The 19,240-nt window shown below is 72.3% G+C and carries 15 protein-coding genes; 5 read left to right on the forward strand and 10 right to left on the reverse strand.

The annotated features are described in order from the left end of the window. Positions 1–150: 150 nt before the first annotated feature. Both MKW14_RS34120 and MKW14_RS34125 read left to right on the forward strand, forming a co-directional pair. Complete coding sequence (locus MKW14_RS34120; RefSeq protein ID WP_240869664.1) at positions 151–309, forward strand: hypothetical protein; 159 nt, start codon at positions 151–153, stop codon at positions 307–309. 172 nt (positions 310–481) lie between these two features. After that, entirely contained in the window at positions 482–1,348 is an 867-nt protein-coding gene (locus MKW14_RS34125) for an LLM class flavin-dependent oxidoreductase (protein ID WP_240869666.1), read from the forward strand. Between the two features lie 72 nt (positions 1,349–1,420). Here MKW14_RS34125 and MKW14_RS34130 read toward each other — a convergent pair whose 3' ends face one another. The 6 genes from MKW14_RS34130 to MKW14_RS34155 form a co-directional block, all read right to left on the reverse strand. After that, the gene (locus MKW14_RS34130) at positions 1,421–2,722 is read right to left on the reverse strand and encodes an alpha/beta hydrolase (protein ID WP_240869673.1); all 1,302 of its coding nucleotides are present in this window, start codon (positions 2,720–2,722) and stop codon (positions 1,421–1,423) included. Positions 2,723–2,904: 182 nt separating this feature from the next. After that, positions 2,905–3,795, reverse strand: a complete 891-nt coding sequence (locus tag MKW14_RS34135) for a polysaccharide deacetylase family protein (RefSeq protein ID WP_240869676.1) — start codon at positions 3,793–3,795, stop codon at positions 2,905–2,907. Positions 3,796–3,849: 54 nt separating this feature from the next. Then, positions 3,850–5,784 carry a glycoside hydrolase family 97 protein gene (locus MKW14_RS34140; RefSeq protein WP_240869679.1) on the reverse strand — a complete coding sequence of 645 codons (1,935 nt, stop codon included), beginning with the start codon at positions 5,782–5,784 and terminating at the stop codon, positions 3,850–3,852. A 325-nt stretch (positions 5,785–6,109) separates the two neighbouring features. Continuing rightward, positions 6,110–6,901 carry a hypothetical protein gene (locus tag MKW14_RS34145; protein WP_240869680.1) on the reverse strand — a complete coding sequence of 264 codons (792 nt, stop codon included), beginning with the start codon at positions 6,899–6,901 and terminating at the stop codon, positions 6,110–6,112. A 192-nt stretch (positions 6,902–7,093) separates the two neighbouring features. Beyond that, positions 7,094–8,413 (reverse strand): S53 family peptidase, encoded by a 1,320-nt coding sequence (locus MKW14_RS34150; protein WP_240869681.1) that lies wholly within the window; start codon positions 8,411–8,413, stop codon positions 7,094–7,096. After that, positions 8,410–10,659 (reverse strand): hypothetical protein, encoded by a 2,250-nt coding sequence (locus MKW14_RS34155; RefSeq protein ID WP_240869682.1) that lies wholly within the window; start codon positions 10,657–10,659, stop codon positions 8,410–8,412. Before MKW14_RS34155 ends, MKW14_RS34150 begins: the two co-directional genes overlap by 4 nt. A 203-nt stretch (positions 10,660–10,862) precedes the next feature. On the opposite strand from MKW14_RS34155, the gene MKW14_RS34160 reads away from it, so the two are divergent. The 3 genes from MKW14_RS34160 to MKW14_RS34170 are packed head-to-tail and all read left to right on the forward strand — an operon-like array spanning position 10,863 to position 13,548. After that, a complete protein-coding gene (locus MKW14_RS34160; protein ID WP_240869683.1) occupies positions 10,863–11,558 on the forward strand; it encodes a response regulator in 696 nt (231 codons plus the stop codon). Next, complete coding sequence (locus MKW14_RS34165; protein WP_240869684.1) at positions 11,555–13,072, forward strand: sensor histidine kinase; 1,518 nt, start codon at positions 11,555–11,557, stop codon at positions 13,070–13,072. Before MKW14_RS34160 ends, MKW14_RS34165 begins: the two co-directional genes overlap by 4 nt. After that, complete coding sequence (locus tag MKW14_RS34170) at positions 13,069–13,548, forward strand: hypothetical protein (RefSeq protein ID WP_240869686.1); 480 nt, start codon at positions 13,069–13,071, stop codon at positions 13,546–13,548. The genes MKW14_RS34165 and MKW14_RS34170 overlap by 4 nt, the downstream gene beginning before the upstream one ends. Positions 13,549–13,552: 4 nt before the next feature. Here the strand turns inward: MKW14_RS34170 and MKW14_RS34175 are convergent, their stop codons facing one another. From MKW14_RS34175 to MKW14_RS34190, 4 genes are all read right to left on the reverse strand, one after another. Continuing rightward, the gene (locus MKW14_RS34175; protein WP_240869687.1) at positions 13,553–14,590 is read right to left on the reverse strand and encodes a L,D-transpeptidase; all 1,038 of its coding nucleotides are present in this window, start codon (positions 14,588–14,590) and stop codon (positions 13,553–13,555) included. 141 nt (positions 14,591–14,731) lie between these two features. Next, positions 14,732–16,558, reverse strand: coding sequence for an endo alpha-1,4 polygalactosaminidase (locus MKW14_RS34180; RefSeq protein ID WP_240869690.1), 1,827 nt, complete (start codon positions 16,556–16,558; stop codon positions 14,732–14,734). 99 nt (positions 16,559–16,657) lie between these two features. After that, positions 16,658–18,496 (reverse strand): sensor histidine kinase, encoded by a 1,839-nt coding sequence (locus MKW14_RS34185; protein ID WP_240869692.1) that lies wholly within the window; start codon positions 18,494–18,496, stop codon positions 16,658–16,660. Next, on the reverse strand, positions 18,486–19,184 hold the full coding sequence (locus tag MKW14_RS34190; RefSeq protein WP_240869694.1) for a response regulator transcription factor: 699 nt from the start codon (positions 19,182–19,184) through the stop codon (positions 18,486–18,488). Before MKW14_RS34190 ends, MKW14_RS34185 begins: the two co-directional genes overlap by 11 nt. Positions 19,185–19,240: the final 56 nt, after the last annotated feature.

Consider the following 19,240-nt stretch of genomic DNA (forward strand, 5'->3'; position numbering starts at 1 on the left):
CCTCGCCCAAGCCTTACCGCGCCATGGCCTTCGGTTGCCCAACGCCTGGCAACTCCTTGGCCGTTGGGCAACCCACCGGCAACCCGGGCCCCCAGGACGGCGTACGCACGGCCCGGCGGGGAACCGCCCCCCTACGGAGAGGTGTTCAGCGTGCTCGGCGCGCCCGCGGGCGGCGTGCTGGAGGTCGACGTGACCGGCGCCGGCGGCGAGGCCTCACCGGAGTCGGCCTGGGCCACGACGACTCCGATCACCGCCGCGGTCACGGCCGCCAGCGTGATCAACCACCACATCCCGATCGGTTTCGCGTGAGCGGCCATGGCACCCTCCTCCGACGCGAGCGTAGGCGCGTCGGCGAGCTCCGGCCCGCCTTTTCCCAACACTCGACAACCGCACCACCCCACCGCCGCCCGGCCCCCGCCCCCCCCACCAGGGCCGGATACGCCGTTGATCGACATGTCACCAGCGCCTAGGTTCCAACGTCATGACGAACGTACGCATCGGTGTGATGTACGACCGCGACTGGGCCCCGGAGGACCTGCCCGGCTTCGCCCGGCGGGCCGAGGAACTCGGCGTGGACGACCTGTGGGTGGTGGAGGACCTCGGCTGGAACGGCGGGGTGTCGGCGGCGGCCGTGGCACTCGCGGCGACGGAACGCGTCCGGGTGGGCATCGGCATCGCCCCCGCTCCCCTGCGCAGCCCGGCGCTGCTGGCCATGGAACTGGCCACCCTGGCCCGGGTGTTCCCCGGCCGGCTGGTGGCGGGGATCGGCCACGGCGTCCAGGAGTGGATGGCCCAGGCGGGCGTGGCCCCCCGTTCCCCCCTGGCCCTGCTGGAGGAGACCATCACCTCGGTACGGACCCTGCTGCGAGGCGAGCGCCTGAATCTGGCGGGCCGGGAACTCTCCTTGAACGAGATCCAGTTGGTCCATCCGCCGGCCGAGGTCCCGCCGGTCGTCGCCGGCGTCGTACGCCCCCGCTCCCTGGAACTCTCCGGCCGGGTCGCGGACGGCACGGTGATCACCGAGGGCCACGGCCCCGCCGACCTGACGAACGCCCGCGCGCTCGTCTCGAAGGGCGGCGCGTCAGCCGACCACACCCTGACGGTCCTCGCCTTCGCGGCCGTCGGTGACGACCCCGACGAGGTGGCCCGCGCCCTGCGTCCCCACGTCGAGGGCCACGCCGCCTGGCTCGGCCGCCCACAGGAGGAGGTCTTCACGGTCTCGGGCCCGGCTGCCCGGGCCGCGTCCCGCGTCCACGACCTCGCGGCGGCCGGCGCGAACACGGTCGTCCTGCGCATCGCGGGCGCGGAGCCCCTGCGGCAGCTGGAAGCGCTGCTGGCCCACCGCTGACCGGACCCACCGCTCCACGGCGAAGGGGGCCGGAGCTCTCGCTCCGGCCCCCTTTTCATGCCGTCGTGTCCGCTACTTGCGCGTCGCCGCCGTGGGCCTGGGCTCCGTGCCCTCCGCGCGGAGGGGGCTGCGGTCCGGGCGGGGCTTGGGGGTGCCGCCCTGGGCCCCGGTCGTCTTCTTCTTCGGCTGGGGTGTGACGTCCTGCGGGAAGGTCAGCTGGTCGTTCATCCAGGTCAGGGCGGCGGGCATCTCCCGTACCCAGGTGGGGAAGTTGTGGCTGCCGCTGTTCGGGAGGATCGAGGCCACCCGCATGGGCGCCTTGACGGCCTTGATGAAGGCCTCGGTCTGCGGGTAGCCCTTCTCACCGTGCTTGCTGGTGGCGACCAGGACCGAGACCTGGGGCGCCGGCAGGTGCTGCAGGCGCCACATCAGGTCGTGGCCGTCGACCCGGGCCTGGCGGCCCAGGCCGCTGCCGAAGAGGTTGCCGGTGGTGGGGTCGTCCTTGACCTTGTAGTCGGGCGACAGGGCCGCGGCCGTGGTGTAGACGTGCGGATCGCGCATCGTGAGCTGGAGGGCGCAACTGGCGCCCGAGGAGTAGCCCATGACGCCCCAGGCGCTGGCGTAGTGACCCGCCCGGTAGACGGACTTGATGGCCTCGGGAAGGTCCTTGGCCAGGAACGTCTCGGTCTGCGGTCCGCCGGGGACGTTCACGCACTCGGTGTCGCGGGGCGGGGCGATGGTGGGCCGGATCATCACCACGATCGTCGGCTGCATCTGGCCCTTGCTCTGCAGGTCGGCGGCGGTCTGCGGGACCCGCAGGTGCTGCGCGAGGTTGAAGATGGACCCCGGGTAGCCGCTGAGCGCGACGATCACCGGGAAGCGCTGGCGGTGGTACGCCTTCTGGAAGTACTGCGGCGGCAGATAGACGAACGCCGGGTCGACCACGCCGGTGCGCTTGCCGATGATCTTGACCGACTCCACCCGCCCGACGGACGCGGCCGGCCCGTTGGGCAGTCCGCTGACCCGGCTGAGCTGGTCGTTGCTCGCGGGCTGCACGAGCGAGCCGTGGACGCTGCTTATGCCGTTCACCGCCCCGTCGCCGTTCTGGTCGGCCGCCTGCGTCACACCGACGGGAGCGGTGTCGACGTGGCCGAACAGCTCGCCCCAGGAGCCGAAGAACTGGTACGACGAGTTCACCGCGCAGGCGAACGCCGCGACGATGGTCACCTGCGTCACCCCGATGGCGCCCAGCCGGCCCAGCACATGCCACAGTCCCGGCTTCGCGAACCGTGGCCACAGCCAGACCAGCAGCGCCACACAGAGGGCGGCCAGCGCCACCATCGCGTATACGGTCGTTTGACTGGTCAAACCCATGTCACTCAGTCCCTGACTTCCTGCCCGTGCACAGTTCCTACGCACAGAAGGAGGGCAGAAGAGCCTTCCGCGTTCCGTAACGAGAGTTTTAGGCGTAAGACATGGCCTGTTCCGCTATGTCATGCAGGGATTCCGGCCCCCAGGAGTGACGAAGGTCATGTGCGGACGCGACCGTGCGCCGCTCAGTGCCACGCCTCCGACAGGCGTACGAAGGTGTGGCCCGAGGCCAGCAGGCGGGGTACGGCGGCTGCGATGCCGCGGGCCGTGCCGCCCTCCGGGTGGTTCATGTGGCAGATGACGACGGAGCCGGCCGGGGCCGCGCCGACGGTCGTGCCGACCTGCTCCGGGCTGAAGGTGGCGCCCGCGTCGCCGTTGACGGAGAAGCCGGCGAACCGTTCGCCCAGCGCGGTGACGATGCCGGCCGCGACGTCGTCGCAGTACGCGGTGCCGGAGCGGAAGAAACGCGGTGGGCTGCCCAGCAGCCGGGTCAGCTTCGCCCGGTTGCCGGCGACCTCGTCGTAGACCTCGGCGGCGCTGCGGGTGCCGGGGATGCCGTAGGCGGAGCGGCCGGTCACGGAAAGGGGGAGGTGACGGGTGCCGTGGTTGGCGATCTCGAAGAGCGGCTCGGCGGCGAGGCGGCGGAAGACGGCCGGGTTGGCGTCGATCCAGCGGGAGTTGAGGAACAGCGTCGCCGGTATCTCGCGCCTGCGCAGGAAGTCGATCAGGGCGCGGTCGTAGCCGCTGCCGCCCCGGCCGCCGCAGGCGTCGAAGGTCAGCGCGACGGCCTTCTGACCGGCGGGGAGCCGACGCAGTACGCCCGGTGCGTCGAAGCCCCAGGTGCGGGGCACGGCGTGACCGTACCGCGCGACGATCTCGGCCCGGGTGACGGCGGGAAGGCGAGCCGGTCTGACCGTCATGGTGGGCGAGGGGGCGGCGGAGGAGACCGCGGGGGAGGGAGAGGGGGTGGAGGGCTGCGTCGCCGCCGCCGGTCCGGTGGACCTCTCCGGCGCCCCGCAGGCGGTCAACGCTCCCCCGGCCAAGGCCGCCAGCATCATGCGCCGCGTCGTGCTCATCCACTCCCCCACCCGCCCGGACCTACGGCGGCATGCTACGTGCCGCGGAGTCCGTCAGTTCGGTCGCAGTATCACCGCCTGGCCGCCGGACGGGGCCATGGGGACCGTGAGCGTGGTCGACGAGGTGACCGTGCTGGTGTTCGTGACGACGGGGGTCTGGTAGGCGGACGTGCCGGGGGTGCCATCGGCGTAGACCGTGGCCGTCCAGTCGCCGCCGCCGAGGAAGGAGAGCGGGAGCGACAGCGTGCGGGCCGACTCGTTCGTCATGGCGCCCAGGTACCAGGTGGTGCCCTTGCGGCGGGCCACCGCGATGTACTCGCCGATCGCCCCGTCGAGGGTGCGGCTCTCGTCCCACGTGGTGGGGACGGCGTCGAACCAGGGCAGGCCGGGCCAGTTGGCGGTGGTGGCGTACTTGGACGGGGAGTCGTACCAGTAGAGGAAGTTGAGCGGCTGGTAGTAGACCGCGGCCATCGCCATCTGGTGGACGTTGGTGGTCTGGTCGCGGGACTGGCCGTAGCAGATCGTGTAGTCCATCGGCCCGCCGATGTTCCGGGCGAACGGCAGGGTGACGTTGTGCGAGGCGGTCGGGAAGTGCTCGTTGCCCCGGACGCCCTCCAGGCTGACCCAGTTGGGGTAGGTCCGCTCGTAGCCGAACGGCCGTACGTCGTCGTGCATGTCGATCAGCAGGTTGTGCGCGGCCGCCGTTCTGGCCCAGCCCGTGATCTGGTTGGTCATGGCCTGGGTGCCGTCGTTGATGAAGCCGAGCTTCACGCCCGCGACTCCCCAGCCCCGGTAGAGGGCGAAGAGGCTGTCGGGGTCGGTCAGGGCGATGCGGTTGACGTAGAGGATGACCCCGATGCCCTTGCCGGTGGCGTAGGAGATGACGGACGGCAGGTCGATGGCGTCGATGGGCTGGGTGGCGTCGGTGGTGCTGCCCTCCGGGCCGTACCAGCCGGCGTCGTACTCGATGTACTGGAGCCCGCGGGCGGCCGCGAAGTCCACTCCGGCGGTGCCGGCCGCGGTGGTCAGGTTGCAGCGGAAGACCTTGCCGGGCTTGATCCAGGAGGTGTCGGCGAGCGCGTTCGCGGGGGCGAGGTTGAGCACCAGCTCGGCGTTGTCGACGAGTTCGGCGTGGGTGGAGCCGGTCACCACCGCGCGCCAGGGGGTGGCGAACGGGGTGGTGACGGTGGAGGTCGTCTGGACGGTCCCGCTTCCCCGGGCGGTGTACTCCATCAGGTGGGCGGCGAGTGTGTTGGGCTGTCCGGACACCGAACTCAGCATCAGACGGGGGTAGTTGACACGGGAGGACTCGCAGAAGCAGGCGATCGTGCCGCCGCTCGCGTACGTCGCGGTCAGCGGCAGGTCGGTCAGGGGGCCGGTGTCGGTGGTGGAGGTGCCGGTGGACGGGATGGAGCCGGGAGCGACCGGGTTGTACGCGTCCTCGTCCCGGGCGCTGTAGACGAGCGTGCCGTCGGGGAGGACGAACGTCGTCAGCTCGTCGGCGATGGTGGCGGTGCCCTTGTCGAGCAGCACGTACCGGAAGGCGACACCACTGGGGTAGGCGCGGATCTGGACGCTGAAGTCGATCTGGGTGGCGGTGTCCCGGAGGTTCCAGCGCATCTCCTGGTACCGGTCGCGGACAGTGGCGTTGCGGCCGTAGACCGGGGTCCAGGTGGTGTCGACGGTCCAGTGCTGGTAGTTGGTGACGACCGTGCCGCCGCGGCCCAGTTGCGTCCCGTCGGCGAGTTGCAGGCCGAGGGCCGAGGTGTCGACGACGGTCACGCCCCTGCGGGCGGCCGACCAGGTCAGGGCGCCGCCGGTGAGGGACATCGTGATGGTGGTGCTGCCGTCGGGGGCGGTCGCGGTGACCGAGGCGTCCGCGGCCGCGGCCGTGCCCGTCGTACCGATCCCGACGGCGACGGCGCCGGCGGCGACCGCCGCCCCCTTGAACAGCCCCCGGCGCGAGACCGGGCGTGCTGGAACCTCCATGGCGGTGCACCTCTCCACTGAGCGAGCCGAACACAAACGAACAGCACCGACAGCCGAAAGGTCAACAGTTCCGCACGGTAAAAACGCCAACACGGCATACCCGCCCGCCCATTCCTTCATGAACAAACAAAGTCAACCGCACGCTTCTTGACGCTCCGGCAGACAACCGGCTCTCATTGCCGACTGAAGTCCCGACGGCGTGACGTCGGGACCCCGACGGAGAGGCGGAACCATGCCGGACCGAGCCGCGGGCGCCGGCGTCGTCCAGCTGACCGGCACCGGTGCCACCAGTCAGCGGTGGACGCTGTGACCGGCCGTCGGCGCGTCACCTGACGTCGACGAAGTCCCCCGCCATCTTCGCCGGTCCGGTCGTGGCCGTGCCGGCGAAGACGAAGCGGAAGTAGCCGTCCGTCCTGGCCTTGGTGGTGGTTTTCAGCGAACCGCCGCTGCCGCTGGTGACGGTCTTGAGGGTGGTGTAGGTGTCGCTGCCCTTCTCGCGGAACTGCAGCAGCACCGGCCGCCCCCGGTAGCCGGTGTACACCCCGCTCCCCCAGTCGGCGCGGGTCAGCCTGCCGGTGACGGTGATGGTCCTGCCCTTCCGCACCGGCTCGGGCGAGGCGTTGACCTTCAGCGTGGCGTACCGCTTGAACTGCGCCGTGCCGGCGACGTCGACGTCCGTCCAGTCGTCGGTGGAGTCCTGTGCCTCGGCGAGCACCTTCCAGGTGCCGGCGAGACCGTTGTGGTGGAAGTCCCGCTTCGCGTCCACCCCGAAGCTCACGGTGCAGGTGGAGGTGGTGGGGTCGGTGGCCGAGACCGTGCAGGTGCCCGGCGGCGGATACAGGGGCAGGTGGCCGTCGGCGTCGTCGGTGTTGGGGCCGTGCCACAGGTAGGCCCAGGTCTTCGCGACGCCGTCCGGGTCCGTGGCTCTCCAGGTGATGGTGACGGTCCGCTGGGTGGTCAGGCCGAGCACGATGTCCTTGCCGCCGTTGACGACGACGTCCGAGAACGTGGTGTCGCCGGTGGCGGCCCGGTCCGCCGCGTGGGCGGCTGCGGGAACCGCCGACGCGGACAGGGCGGTGGCGAGGGACACGGCGGCGAGGGCCGGGCGGATGCGCATGGCTTTCCCCTTCGGGATCGGAGGACTCGCCCGTCTCCCCACGGCGAGACCTGATGATGCGTCACGCGTGTTGGACACTCGGGGGCCGGTGGTGGTTGTCCCGTGGCTGCCGGCAGTCGTTCGGGAGAACGACGGTGTCCGCGTACGCGCCCGTCGGGCTCGGCGTACGCGGACACCTCCATGGCGGTTCGGTCAGAAGGCCGCCAGTCCGTTCGGGGTTCCGTTGCCGGTGGGGGCGTCGTAGCCGGGAACCGCCGTGCAGAGGTAGTCGCCCTCGCAGTTGCCGTTCGAGCCGTCGGTGACGTCGTTGAGGCTCGCCGCCGGCGCGGAGTAGAGGCGGGAGGCGTCGGCGTAGGCGCCGGGGTGGCCCGCGAGCGCGATCACGCCGGCCACGTACGGCGCCGAGGCGCTGGTGCCGCCGACGATCGTCCAGCCGCCGCTGCCGCGCGGCACGGAGGTGACGTAGACCGCGAGTCCGGTGTCGGGGTCGGCGACGGCGGAGACGTCCGCGATGGTGCGGCCGGGGCAGTCGGTGTCCTGCTGCCAGGCCGGCTTGTCCACCCAGGCCGAGCAGCCGCTGCCCGACCCGGACCAGGCGGTCTCCTGCCAGCCCCGGTCGTTGTCGGCGCGGTTGAGCGAGGTGCCGCCCACCGCGACGACACCGGAGTACGCCGCCGGGAAGCTCGGGACGGTGTAGCCGGAGTCGCCGGAGGAGGCGACCACCGCCACGCCGGGGTGGCTGTAGTCCTTCGCGAAGGCGGTCGTGCCGTGGTTCTCGGTGCCGCCATAGCTGTTGGACACCTCGGTGGCGCCCAGGGCGACGGAGGTGTCCACCGCTGCGGCCAGGTCGCCCATGGTGGGTTCGTCGGCCTCGACCAGCAGGATGCGGCACTGGGGGCAGGCGGCGGAGGCCATCTCCAGGTCGAGCGCCGTCTCGGTGGCCCAGCCGCTGACCGCGCCGGACGCGGGCAGGGGCGCGGTGTCACCGCGCTGGTTGACCTTGCGGAAGCAGCCGTTGTCCGTGGTGCACGGGGGCAGTCCGTAGGTCGCGCGGTAGACGGCGAGGTCGGCCTCCGCGGTCGGGTCGTCGTAGGCGTCGACCAGGGCGATGGTCTGGTCCGCGCCGCCGGTCGCGGGCAGCCGGTAGGCGGCGCGCAGGTCGGCCGGGCCGTAGCCGTCGGGGAGTCGGGTGTCCGCGGTGCTCGCGCCGGCGCGGAGCTTGGCGGCCGCGGCCGGTCCGCGTACGCCCAGGCCGCCGTGGACGTCGGTGCGGACCAGGGCGAGGCACCGGGCCTGTCCGGCGGGGGCGGCGGCGCAGGCGTGCTCGACGGCCGGCGTCGCGGTCGCGGTGCCGGCCGCGTGGGCGGTGCCGGCGGCGGGCAGGGCGAGGGCGAGGAGCAGGGCGGTCACGGCGGGCCGTATCAGGCGGGTGACGCGTCTGCGGCGGGCTTGGCGGGCTGTCATCCGGGGCTCGTTCTCCTGGTTCTCCCGGTCGGGGACGGTGGTCGTCATGAGGTGGTGGCCGCGACGGAGTAGGCGTGGGTGATGGTCTCGGTGAGGCCGTTGCCGTCTGCGTCGGCGGCGGTGACGCGGAGCGCCGGGCTGGTGCCGCGCGCGGAGGCCGGGTTGGTCCAGCGGGCCCGGTAGTGGCCCTTGGACCCGTGCAGGGCGGTCTTCTGCCAGGTCTTGCCGCCGTCGAAGGAGACCTCGACGGCGGCGGAGGTGATCGCCGCCCGCGAACCGGCCCCGCCGAAGGTGACGTGGGAGATGTCCAGGCCCATGCTCTGCGTGGTCCGGTGACTGGTGTTCAGGTCGTCCGCGGCCAGGTCGAGGCGCGCGGTGAGCAGCGGCAGGACCCGGCAGGGCGTGGCCGCCGACTGCCCTTCACAGGTGAACGGGTCGGGCAGCAGGGAGTCGGTGTCGCTCGCCGAGGGCAGCCCGAAGGTCAGCTCGGTGCGGGCGGTGGTGGACTGGCTGAGGGTGGCGTCGCCGCTGAAGTCCTGGTCGGCGACCAGGCGGTAGTGGGCGTCGGGCGCCGTCTGGCCGTCGGCGAAGACGCCCGAGTCGTTGGTCCGGTCGTCGATCAGCGTGCCGTCCCGGTAGAGCTGGGCGCCGAAGGCGGCGGGCTGCTCGTCGTAGACGCTGGGGCCGCCCGCGTGGTCGGCCTCGCTGTCGGTCGTGGCGAGGAAGGCCAGCAGGTTGCCGTCCGCCACGCAGGCGGAACACTCCGAGCCGCCGTACGGGCCGTTCGTGTACTGGCCCAGTCCCAGGCCTACCGGGCCGCGGGCCCAGTCCTGGGTGTAGGTGCGGCCGGCGGTGAAGGGGCGGTCGCCCGAGGTGAAGGCGAGGCTTTTGCCGGGGAAGGACTGCTGGATCCAGACGCCGCCGTTGTTGCCGCTCAGGTAGTCGGTCACCCGGGCCGGCATGGTCTGCGGCACGGCCGCCGAGAAGGCGGCCGGGAGTCCGGGGCCGAGTTCACCGCTGGTGATGATGCCGTCCGGGGAGGCCGCGGGGTCGCGGGCGTAGCGTTCCCGTACGGTGGCGAGCTGCTTGCCGGTGACCTTGATCCGCTGGTCGGCCGCCACCTCGTCGGTCAGGCGCCCGGCGAGGTCGTAGCGGTAGGGGTCGCCGGTGGCGGGGCCGTGGCCGGACCACTGGGTGTAGTAGGCGACCTTGCCGGTGGTGGCGGCCGGCTGGGGGTTGACGTAGACGGGGGTGGTGTCGGTGGAGACCGCCGAGGCGGTGGGGGCCCAGTCGATCGAGCCGTTGGCGACGTCGGTACGGCCCCAGGTGGCGGCGGCGTAGTCGGCCGTGGCGGGGCGCGGTGTGGCGGCGGTGACCTGTGCCGTGGCCGTACGGGCGTCCAGGTCCGTGCTGGTCGCGCCGGTCACGTCGAGGTCGGTCAGGGTGACCAGGGACTGCGCGGTGACGTTGCCGGAGGCGTCGAAGTCCACCACCGGCGCGGCCAGGCTGTAGTGACCGGAGGGCACGGCGACCTTCTCGATGCCGTCGTCCACGGGGAGGACCGCGGTCATCATGGTGGCGTCGTCGGTGTTGGTCACCAGGACCTGCCCGTTGACCCCGGCGCCGGACCGGTCCTCCGCGGTGATCCGGAGGATGTTCAGCTTGTACTTGGCCGAGGCGCCGCTTCCGGCCGTCGCGCTCTCGGTGCCCGCGCCGGTGCGGCCCAGGGAGGCGACTCCCGGGAACAGCGGGGTGCTGCCCGGCTGGTGACCGGCCTTGACGTCGGCGGCGATCCGCTGCTTCAGCAGCCGCGCCAGCTTCCTGCCGGAGGCGGCCGTGGTGTACCCGCGGGCCGAAGCTCCGCTTGTGGACGTCAGCGTCAGCCCGGTCGGGGTGCTCGGCTTGGCGCCCCGGGCGTAGGACACGGTCACCGGGACGCGGCCGGCTTGCGTCCCCTTGGCCAGCGCGGTGACGTCGAACAGCGAGAGGTCCAACTGCCTGCCGACGTACGGCTGGGCCGCGGCCGGGATCACATAGCGGTCCCCGGAACCGTCCTGGAAGGAGAGGAACGCGCCGTTTCCGGCGGTGCGCGAGGCGGGGCGCACGGCGAGGACGCTCGGCTTGCCGGACCTCGTGGTGACCGTGACCTGGTCGCCCGTCACCAACGTGACGGTACGGGTGTCGGAGACCTCCAAGCCGGCCCTGCCCGGCGGGGCTTCCTGGGCGGCGAGGGCCGGGGCGCCGAGGGTCGCCGTGGCGGTCACCAGGACGCCCAGGGCCAGGGCTCCGGTCACGGACAGTCTGCCGGCGGACAGGGGTGATCTGGGGCGGGTTGATCGGGGGCGGGGCCCCGTCGAAGTGGTCATGGACGCCCAGGCTGGACCGGCCATGTGATCGCGACCCGGTCCGGAATATGACCGGACCGCAACAGCCCGGCTATGTGATCATCGTGTAACAGCGCCGCGACCGGGGTCCGGGCGGCGCCGATACTGGGCGCATGCCTCGTGTGCTCCTCGTCGAAGACGATCCCGGCGTCCGCGAAGGGGCCCGGCTGGCCCTGCGCCGCCAGGGGCACGACGTCGCCGCGGCCGCCACCGGGGAGGAGGGGCTGGAGCACCTCCGGGCGTTCCGGCCGGACGTCGTGGTGCTCGATCTGATGCTGCCGGGGATGACCGGGCTGGAGGTGTGCCGGCGGATCCGCGCCGACAGCCAGGTGCCGATCATCATGGTGACGGCCATGGGCGACGACGTGGACATCGTGGTCGGACTCGAGACCGGTGCGGACGACTACGTCGTCAAACCCGTCCAGGCCCGGGTGCTCGAGGCCAGGATCCGCGCCGTGCTGCGCCGCCTCGACACGGGGCCGTCCCCCGACGCCGGCGGCCCGGCGGCCGAGGCGTACGGCGAGCTCCGCATCGACCGGGCCGGGCTCAGCGTCACCCGCGCGGGCGCCGAAGTCCCGCTGGCGCCCTCCGAGTTACGGCTGCTGCTGTCCCTGTCCGCCTCCCCCGGCCGCGTGTTCAGTCGCCAGCAACTCCTGGAGGCCGTCTGGGAACACGGCTACCACGGCGACGTCCGGCTGGTGGACGCCTGCGTCAAACGGCTGCGGACCAAGCTGGGCGAACCCCCGCGGCAACCGCGTTACGTCCAGACCGTCCGGGGGTTCGGCTACCGATTCAACAGCCAGCGGTGACAGAGCAGTTGCCCGCGCGCAAGTCCCTCTGCCGCCGACGGCCGCGCGGCCTGCGCCTCCGTCTCGTCGTGGCCTTCGGGCTGGTGGCCGCCGTCTCCACGCTGTCGACCGGGGCCCTGACGTTCCGGGAGGCGCGCACCGGCATCCTCCAGCAGAGCCAGGACACGGTCATCCGGCTGCTGCGCGGCCGTGTCGGCACGCTCGCACCCGACCTGGCCTTCCCACCCGGTCGAAGCACCCTCGCGTCGTTCGCGACCGAGGTCGCCCAGGCCGACCCCGCACGGAAGTGGCGGGTGCTGGTCGCCTATCACGGTCTCACCGCCACCTCTCGACCACGCGACTCCTTCCCGGAGTTGAGCTCCACCCTGCGCACCGCGGCCACCACCCACACACCGACCGTCTTCCAGCGGGTGACCTCCCACGGCCACTCCTCGCTGGTCGTCGGCATGCCGGTGGTGTTCGCCGCAGCGCACGGCGAGCGCGTGGCGACCGGGCTCACGGTCTTCCTGACGGTTCCTCAGTCGTCCGAACAGGCTTACGTCCAGGCCCTGGTGGCGGCCGTGGAGCGGGCGGCCGTACCGGCCCTGGGCCTGGCGGTGCTGTTCGCGCTGCTGGCCGCCCGGGGTGTGCTGCGTCCGGTGCGGGAGCTGCGTCTCGCCACCCGGAGCATCGCCGAGGGCCGGCTCGACACCCGCCTCGCCGTGCACGGTTCGGACGAACTCGCGGACCTGTCCCACACGTTCAACGAGACGGCCGCCGCCCTGGAGGCTTCCGTCGCCGAACTGCGCCGGATGGAGGCCAGGGCCCGCCGCTTCGCCGCGGACGTCTCCCATGAACTGCGCACCCCGCTGGCGGCCATGGCGTTCGTCACCGACATCCTCGACGAGGACGCCGCCGCCCTCGACCCCGACACCGCGGCCGCCGTACGGCTGATCAGCCGGGAGACCGCCAACCTGGCGCGGCTGGTGGAGGACCTCATGGAGATCTCCCGCTTCGACGCCGGCGCCGCCGCCCTGCACCTGGACGAGGTCGACCTCGCGGAACTGGTCCGCCGCACCCTCATCTCCAGGGCGTGGCAGGACGCGGTGGACACCCTGCTGCGCGCGCCCGGCGCGCTGCGGGGCAGGGTCGACCCCCGCCGGGTGGATGTCATCGTCGCCAACCTGGTGGGGAACGCCCTGCGCCACGGGGCCGATCCGACACGGCTCTCCCTGCGCGAAGACCTACGGCCCGCCCCGGACGGTTCGGACAGCACCGAGCGGTGGGCGGTGATCGAGGTGCGGGACGGCGGGCCCGGGGTGCCCGAGGCCGTACTGCCCCACGTCTTCGACCGCTTCCACAAGTCCGACACCGCCCGCACCCGCTCCGAGGGCAGCGGCCTGGGGCTCGCCATCACCGCCGAGAACGCGCGTCTCCACGGCGGCACCGTCCGCGCGGCCAACCACCCCGGCGGCGGCGCCCTCTTCACCGTCGAACTCCCGCTGCCGACGAGCGAACAGGAGGACCGGTCATGAAGTGGGTCGTGCTGCTCGCCGCGGCCGTGCTGCTGTCGGGGTGCGGCATCTCCTCGACCGGCGTGGTCCAGTCCGGGGACCCGGCCTCCGGCGTCCCGCCGTTCGCGCTGCTCTACTTCGTCCGCGACGACCGCCTGGTCCCGGTCCCCCGCCCGATCGGCGACCCGGTCGACGTGTCCACGGCCCTGGAACTCCTGCTGAACGGTCCGGACGCGACGGACCGACGGCACGGTCTGACGACCGCCCTCACCCACGTCCCCGCCCCGTGGACGAGCACGGACGGCGCCGAGGTGTCGCTGCGGCTGCCTCCCGGCACCGGGCCGCTGCCGCCGATCGCCGCCCGGCAACTGATCTGCACGGTCGCCGAGGCCCGCCTGGTCGACGACCCGGAGGCCGTGACGACCGGGGTGAGCGTGGTCCTCACCGGACCCGACGGGCGGCACGTGCGCGGGAGCAGCGGCGGCTGCCCCCGCTGAGGGCTCAGGAGGCGATGGTCGTCGCCTGGCCGGTGCCGCTGTTCTGCAGCCACTCGGACCAGGACAGGTTGAAGTCCGCGTAACCGTTGTCACCGGCGGCCTTGCCGCGCGGAGAGCCGGTGATGGTGATCGGGTCGCCCTGTTTGACGAAGTCGTAGAACCACTTGGCGTCCGCCAGCGACAGGTGCACGCAGCCGTGCGAGCCCTCGCCGTGGCCCGGGTACGGATCGCCGGTGGAGTAGTGGACGTAAGTGCCTGAGTTGGTGAGGTGCACGTCCCACGGGAGGGTCAGGTCGTAGTAGTTCGGGTCGCCCTTGGTGCAGCTGATGCCGACGCTGCACGAGGTCATGTGGACCTCGGCCTCCTTGTCGATGACCGCCATGGTGCCGTCCCACGAGGGGAACGAGGCGCTGCCCGCGTCGATGGGCAGGGTCTTCACGAGCGTGCCGTCGTGCGTGACCCGCATGGTGTGGCCGGTCACCGACACGGTGGCCTCGTTGTCGGCGCCGATGGTGAAGGCGTGGTGGTAACTGTGCGTGCCGTAGCGGCCGTTGCCGTCGGTGACGCCGGTCAGCTCGGCGTCCACGCTGACCGAGGTGCCCGGCTTCCAGTAGGTCTTCGGCCGGAAGTCGACCCGCGTGTCGCTGAACCAGTGCCAGGCGCCGATGGTCGGCACCGAGGTCGTGATCTTGAGGGCCTTCTCGATCCCGGCCCGTGCGGAGACGGCGACCGGCTTGCTGAAGACCACCGACACCGGCATCGCCACGCCGACGGTGGTACCGCTGCGCGGGGTGATGGACTCCAGGAGCATCGGCGGTCCGGCCGGCGTGGTCGGCTTGGCGTGGGCGCCGGACTTCCCCGTGGCCGCGGCCGCGTTCGCCGAGGCCGCCTTGCCGTTGGACGTGGTCGCCGTCTGGCCTCCGGCACCGCACGCGCTCGCACCCACGAGCACCACGCCGGTCAGCAGCGCGATCGAGACGGCCGTCCCACGCCGGCCCGCCCTCGCGCGCTTGTTCCCCCACAGCTGTGCATGCGTGCGCAATTCATCGCTCCTTGGATCGTCCCCCATGCCGACCATCTCATCGCACGTGTGCGCCCGATCCATGACCGATTCGTCTTGACCGTGTAACCGTCTTGACCGTGTAACCGTCGCCCCGTGGGCCCCCTGAGCGGGGTGCGGGCGTCAGCAGGTCTGCCGGACGTAGCCGTGCGCGCCCTTCGGTACGACCAGTTCGTCACGGCGTACGACGCTCAGGGTGCCGCCCCAGCGGGAGCAGGCCCGCGCCATGCCCTTCGCCGTGTACTCGATCACGAGGACGTTGTCACCGAACGCCGCGGCGTACTGTCCGCACTCGTCCCACTCGGCGCACTCCTCGGCCACCGCGAAGTCCAGACCCACGGACCGGCGGTCCGAGACGAGTTCCACGGTGTTCTTCTGCGCGACGGCGAGGCCCTTGTCGTGGGCGTGCGCCGACAGCAGCCGCATCAGCGCCTCGGCCTGGCCGGCCTTGAGGTACGTCGGGAAGCGGGTGAAGACGTCGTAGTTGTCGGGCTCGACCGCCTGGTATCCCGCGGCGGCGCACTCGTCGATCCAGGCGTTCAGCTTGGCGGCGATGCGCTGCCGCTTGGCCGCCGTACGGATGTCCAGGACCGCCTCGCCCCAGTCCTTGTCGTAGACGACGTTCCCCCGGGCGTCGTGCAGCAGCAGGTCGGGGTCCCAGTCGTGCTCCTCGTCCTGCTGCGCCTGGAAGGCGTTGATGTTGCAGATGTTGTAGACCCCCGGCGCGGGCTCGCTGTCGTGGTCGCGCCCGACCACCCGCACACCGGCCGCCGGGGTGTAGGCGCCGCCGATCTGGTAGTCCCACCGCACGTGCTTCGGCGGCAGCGTCACCTTCGCGGCGGACGCGGGCGCCGAGGCGGACGACGAGGACGCCGTGGACGTCGACGAGGCGCCGTCCTGGTGCGGCCCGGAGCGCACCGCGGCGACGCTCACACCGACGACCGCGAGGGCCGCCAGGGCCGCGGCGAGCCCGACGAGGACGCGCCGTCGGCGCCGTACGCGACCGGTTCGGGTCTCGTCCCCCTCCGCCTGCCCTCCGCCTGTGAGGCCCGGATCCGGTGTTCCCGGGTGCTCACCGGAAACCCGGCGACCAGCCTCCCCGGGGTCGGAGCTGTCCGCCACCGCCGGCGCGGCCGGCACCGCGGTCCCCGGCAACTCCCGCAGCATGCGGCGCAGTTCGTCGAGGCGGGGCCGGGCGGCCGGGTCCTTGTCCAGGCAGCGTTCCGCGATGCTGCGGAGCGGCTCGTCCACTCCGTACAGGTCCGGCGCCTCGTACATCACCTGATAGCCCGTCAGATACGGGCTGCTTCCGTCGAACGGCCGGTTGCCGGTGGCCGCGTAGACCAGCAGCGAGCCCAGCGAGAAGACGTCCGAGGCGCCCGTGACCTCGCGCGGCGCGGCGAACTGCTCGGGAGACATGAAGGGCGGGGTGCCGATCAGCCGGCCGGTCACGGTGAGGGCCTCGTTGTCGACGGCGTACGAGATGCCGAAGTCGATGACGCGGGGCCCGTCCTCGGCCATCAGGACGTTGCTGGGCTTCAGGTCCCGGTGCACCACACCCACCCGGTGGATGTCGCCCAGCGCCTCGACCAGCCCGAGGGCGAGCACGCGCAACTCGGTTCCGCGCAGCGGGCCCCGCTTGGCCACGACGTCCGACAGGGTGGGCCCCGGGACGTACAGCGTGGCCATCCACGGCTGCCGGGCATCGGGATCGGCGTCCACGACCGGGGCGGTGAACGCCCCGCTCACCCTGCGGGCCGCGGCGATCTCCTGCCGGAAGCGCGTCCGGAACTCCTCGTCCTGCGCGTACGGCGCGTGCACGACCTTGACGGCGACCCGCCGCCCCGAGTCGGAGCGGCCCAGGTAGACGACCCCCATACCGCCGCTGCCGAGCCGGTCGACCAACGCGTAGCCGCCCACGGACTCCGGATCGCCGGGGCTCAGCGACATCTCGGGTCACCTTTTCCAAGTGCCTGTATGCAAGTGCCTGTACATAAGTGCCTGTATCGGAAAGCGCTTCAGGAGTATCAGATTAATATGACGCTCCGGTCACTTCTGCCACTCCCTGCCCTCCAGCCCCGCCTCCGCCTCCGCCCCCGAGCCCGAGTCCGAGACGAGCGGCAGGCGCAGGGTGAAGACCGTTTCCGTGTCCGGGGTGCTGGTCACCGAGACAGTGCCGCCGTGCGCCTCGGTGAGCTGGCGGACGATGGCGAGGCCCAGGCCGCTGCCGCCGGTCTGGCGGCTGCGGGACTTGTCGGCCCGCCAGAAGCGGTCGAAGACGCGGGGCAGGTCGTCGGCGGCGATCCCGGTGCCGGTGTCGGCGACCTCGATCAGGACCTCGTCGCCCGCCCGGCGGCAGCGCAGGGTGACGGTGCCGCCGGGCGGGGTGTGCCGGATGGCGTTGGACAGCAGGTTGCCGACGGCCTGGCGCAGCCGCACGGGATCGGCGGACAGGGCCGGGCTGTCCTCGACGCGGGTGGTGAGCGTGACGCCGGCGGTCTCGGCCCGGCCGCGGTGGGCCGCGGCGACGTGGTCGAGGAGGTCCCGCAGCCGCAGGGGCTCGGGGTGCAGCCGGAAGCGGCCCGCGTCGGCCTGCGCGAGATGCTGGAGGTCGTCGACGATGTGCTGGAGCAGCAGGGCCTCCTCCAGCAGGGAGGCGACGAACGCCTCGTCGGAGACGGCCAGTCCGTCCTGGGCCGCCTCCAGCCAGCTGCGGATCGTGCTGAGCGGGGTGCGCAGTTCATGGGCGACATCGCTGACCATCGCCTTGCGCTGGACCTCCACCCGCTCGCGGCGCTCCGCCAGGTCGTTGAAGGCGGCCGCCAGCCGGCCGATCTCGTCCTGGGTGGTCACCGGTACCCGCAGATGCTGCTGGGCCGGGTGGCGGGCGGCGTCGGTGAGCGCGCGCAGGGGCCGTACCAGACGGGTGCCGACGGTGACGGTGACGGCCACGGTGAGGACGAGGACGAGCGCGGCGACACCGGCGACCCGGGCCGTGTTGGCCGAGGAGAGGTCGAAGCCGGGTGCGGCCGCCGATCCGGCGGGGGTGGCGACGAACAGCAGCGCGGCCGGAGCGACGTACGGGGCGAGCTGCTCACGGCGGGCGGTGTCGATGCACGGCTGGACGGCCTCGCCGGCGCTGCCGAGGGGACTGAAGCTGAGATCGACCTCCACGGGCCCCAGGTTCTGGCGTTTCAGGCAGCCGGCCACCAGGGCGTTGAGCTGGTCGAGCGCCCGTTTCTCGGTGGGAGTGGGATCGTCGAGTCGGTACAGTTCGCACACCTCGCCGACCTTCCGCTGGGTCCCGCTGTCGCCGCCGAGGACGAGGGCGGGTCTGCCGCTCGGCTCCTCGGTCACTCCGGCGGGGTATCCCGCGCCGCGCAGACAGGACTGCAACTTCCCCACCCGGCTCAGCAGTTCCCTCCGCTCGGCTTTCGGCAGCCGGTACGGGCCGACCGCCCGCGGGTCGATGCCGTCGGCCTTGACGCCGGGCAGCAGCGCGGGGTCGGCCCGCAGGGGGTCGATCAGCGCCGAGGCCTTGGTGGGGAGGGCGGTCATGGTGCCGGACGCGGCGATGGGCAGGCGGTCCTGGGTGGTCAGGGTGATACGGCGGCCGGTGCGTTCGGTCAGCCGTTTGAGGACGGGCGTGACCCCGCTCCAGCCGGTGTGGCCGGCGGCGTAGCCGATGAGCGTGTCGTAGATCTGGGCGTCGTCGGCGAGGACCTGCCCCTGCTCCTGCTGGATGGCGCTGGTGGTGGTGCGCGCGGCGAGCCAGGCGGTGGCCGCGACCGAACACACGGCGATGGTGACCGACGCGGCCAGCAGCCGGACCAGCAGGCTGCGCCGCAACGGCACTCTGCCGCCGGCCCCGCTCCGCTCAGCGTCCACGGCTGCCGTCGCTGAGGCGGTAGCCGACCCCGAACACCGTCTGCAGGTAGACCGGCCGGCGCGGGACTGCCTCGATCTTCTTGCGGAGGTTCAACACGTGGACGTCGATGGTGCGTTCGGTGATGTAACGGTCGTCCCCGCGCGTGCCGGCCAGCAGCTGGCGCCGGGTGAAGACGCGTTCCGGTTCGGCGGCCATCATCGCGAGGACGTCGAACTCGCCCGGGGTGCAGGCAACTTGGCGGCTCTCGATCTCGACGGTGCGGCGGACAGGGTCCACCGCGAGGGCGCCGACCCGCAGCACGGGGTCGCTCGGGGCGGCGGCCGTCCGGGTCCGCCGCAGCAACGTGCGGACGCGGGCCATCAGTTCACGCGGGCTGTAGGGCTTGGTCAGGTAGTCGTCGGCACCGAGGTCCAGACCGAGCAGCAGGTCCTCCTCGGTGCTGCGGGCGGTCAGCATCAGCACCGGCAGATCGCTCTCGCGCCGCAGGATCCGGCACACGTCCAGACCGTCGACGACCGGCATCATCACGTCGAGGACCAGCAGGTCGGGCCGCCTGCGGCGGACTTCGTCGAGCGCCGCGCGCCCGTCGTGGACCAGCAGGGCGGTGTGCCCCTCCCGCTCCAGGTAGCGGCGGATCACCTCGGCCTGTTTGATGTCGTCCTCGGCCACCAGGACACGGGCGTTCATGGCGGCCAGGGTAGGCACGGCGGGATCAGGTCAGACGGCTTTCTGACGGCGTCCTG

Origin of the sequence: Streptomyces gilvus, assembly GCF_022513565.1 — a bacterium.
GTDB lineage: Bacteria > Actinomycetota > Actinomycetes > Streptomycetales > Streptomycetaceae > Streptomyces > Streptomyces gilvus.

Bases quoted from the DNA above. Each gene is read 5' to 3' on its own strand.
- MKW14_RS34125 (WP_240869666.1), top strand. From the start codon at position 482: ATGACGAACGTACGCATCGGTGTGATGTACGACCGCGACTGGGCCCCG.
- MKW14_RS34130 (WP_240869673.1), bottom strand. From the start codon at position 2,722: ATGGGTTTGACCAGTCAAACGACCGTATACGCGATGGTGGCGCTGGCC.
- MKW14_RS34135 (WP_240869676.1), bottom strand. From the start codon at position 3,795: ATGAGCACGACGCGGCGCATGATGCTGGCGGCCTTGGCCGGGGGAGCG.
- MKW14_RS34140 (WP_240869679.1), bottom strand. From the start codon at position 5,784: ATGGAGGTTCCAGCACGCCCGGTCTCGCGCCGGGGGCTGTTCAAGGGG.
- MKW14_RS34145 (WP_240869680.1), bottom strand. From the start codon at position 6,901: ATGCGCATCCGCCCGGCCCTCGCCGCCGTGTCCCTCGCCACCGCCCTG.
- MKW14_RS34150 (WP_240869681.1), bottom strand. From the start codon at position 8,413: ATGACGACCACCGTCCCCGACCGGGAGAACCAGGAGAACGAGCCCCGG.
- MKW14_RS34160 (WP_240869683.1), top strand. From the start codon at position 10,863: ATGCCTCGTGTGCTCCTCGTCGAAGACGATCCCGGCGTCCGCGAAGGG.
- MKW14_RS34170 (WP_240869686.1), top strand. From the start codon at position 13,069: ATGAAGTGGGTCGTGCTGCTCGCCGCGGCCGTGCTGCTGTCGGGGTGC.
- MKW14_RS34180 (WP_240869690.1), bottom strand. From the start codon at position 16,558: ATGTCGCTGAGCCCCGGCGATCCGGAGTCCGTGGGCGGCTACGCGTTG.
- MKW14_RS34190 (WP_240869694.1), bottom strand. From the start codon at position 19,184: ATGAACGCCCGTGTCCTGGTGGCCGAGGACGACATCAAACAGGCCGAG.